Below are 2,031 nucleotides of genomic sequence, written 5' to 3' on the forward strand. Positions count from 1 at the left end.
CCCGAACTCTGCTGTTCTAGATAGAAATAAAAGAGAAATTTATTTAACTTATTGTTTCTCTTTTATTTTTATGTGTTATAATAGATATATATTTATCTTTGTCTATATAAAGGCTCAACCATGGCAGTTGTAACTATCCCTAAGCTCCCGCCGCTTTCCGTACAGAAAAACGGCAAGTACTCTTATATCCAAACTTATAAAAATTGCTGGGATAAAGAAAAAAAACGCGCCTACCGCCTCCCCGGCTCGATTAAGACCGTAGGCAAGATTGTTGGCGGCGGAGAAGAAGGAATAGTGCAATGGTCGGAAGAGTTTTTAAATCAATATCCCCTGCTTGGAGAATTAAGCGTAAGAAGAGTCTTTAAGGGCATGAAAGGCTCAAAAAAGATTTTTGAGTTTAAGTTCGAGCCTTTAGATGAGATGATTTCCCTGACCCAAGCAATTAATTTAAAAAAACTTAATGCCGGTGCCACCTGGGTCTTGGACAATATCATTGCCGCCACGCCGGTAAGCATAGCCTTGACCCGAGCCTTCTCTTCTTACAATCGTCACCGTAAGCTGTTGTCTTTAGCTTATTACTTATATTTAAACGCCAACGGCGCTTTGCATCTTTACGAAGACTTTGCCGCCCATACCCGTTTACCCTATCAGCATCCTTTATCATCAGGACAAATAAGCAAACTGCTTAAGAGCATCAGCGATGATGAAATCCATAAATTTCTTAAGGTTTTAAACTTGGAGCAGGGAAAGATAGAAGACGCTAATGTCGGCAGAGCCAAGATTTATTATGCTTTGGATTCCACTTCCGTTTCCACCTATGCCGCCGAGCTTACTCCTGCCCAATGGGGACACAACAAAGACGGTGACGCTTTAAAGCAAATCAACGTTCTTATGCTGGTTCATCAGGAGACGGGACTGCCTTTGTTCTATCGTGCTTATGCCGGAGCCGTTCCCGATGTTTCCACAGTAGCCAACCTGCTTAAAGATTATGCTCTTGCCGGGATGGAGCGTACCGCCGTCATGGTCACCGACAAAGGCTACGGTGCTATAGTCAATATCCATCGCTTCCTCCAAAACGGCTTAAGCTTCCTCACTAATATCAAAACTTCTTTAACTTTCTGCAAAGCCTTGATTGCCGACAATCTCCCCTCTTTGCTTAATGAATGTACCATTAAAAGAAAAATCGGCTGCTCCTGCGTTACCGCTCCCGTCTCCTGGTCTTATCCGGTTGCTCCCGGTAAAAGAGCCCGGGATAAAACCGTACTTTATGTGCATATCTATCTTAACCGCGACATTCGTTTCGCCTATGAAAAAGCTATCGATGACAAAACCGCTTTAATCATGGAAAAGATAGAAAATAAAGAAGCTTTAACCGACAGTGAACAGACCTTCTTCAATAAGTTCATCGTCAATGACGGAAACGGTCATTACTCGCTCAATGCTGCCGCCAAAATGGAAGCAATGCTCAATAAAGGCATCCGCATCCTTATCTCCGATTGTGTTTCCGACCCCTTGGAAGCCTGGAAAGCCTATTATGACCGCCAAAGAGTGGAGGAAGGCTTTTACTGCTTTAAACAAACCGTCTCCGGCAGCCGCTTCCGTGTCTCCACCGATGATACCCTGCGCGGCAAAGCTTTCCTGACTTTCCTGTCCTGCGTTATCGGTCTTATGTTCCGGCGCCGTGCCGACTGCGCCAAAATAAAAGGCATAGAGCTGCCTTATGACAGCGAAACCAAACTTATTGCCGCACTTAACAGTGTGCAGCAAACGATTTACCAAGACGGTGCCTACTATAGTGAAGTGGTCGGAAAGATAAAGGAAATAATGGAGGCTTTGGATATACCTTTACCTGAACCTGAGCCTGTTGATAAATATCTGAAGCAAAAAGACACCGAAGATGAAGAGGATGAACCGATAGTGATTGAGGATTTACTGACGCCTTAACGCTAAAAAGAATAAAGCCCTCCGCAGGGGAAGGCTTTACATTCCCGAACTCTGCTGATAGATATACAAAAATGAGCAGAGTTCGGG

The 2,031-nt window shown here is 44.1% G+C and carries 1 protein-coding gene; it reads left to right on the top strand.

Annotated elements, in window-relative coordinates:
- Positions 1-120: 120 nt before the first annotated feature.
- Entirely contained in the window at positions 121-1,944 is a 1,824-nt protein-coding gene (locus HMPREF9444_RS08265; protein ID WP_009143965.1) for an IS1634 family transposase, read from the top strand.
- The last annotated feature ends 87 nt before the right edge of the window (positions 1,945-2,031 follow it).

The organism is Succinatimonas hippei YIT 12066, from assembly GCF_000188195.1.
GTDB lineage: Bacteria > Pseudomonadota > Gammaproteobacteria > Enterobacterales > Succinivibrionaceae > Succinatimonas > Succinatimonas hippei.

Excerpts from the sequence above, each read along its gene's own strand:
- HMPREF9444_RS08265 (WP_009143965.1), top strand. The coding sequence starts at position 121 with ATGGCAGTTGTAACTATCCCTAAGCTCCCGCCGCTTTCCGTACAGAAA.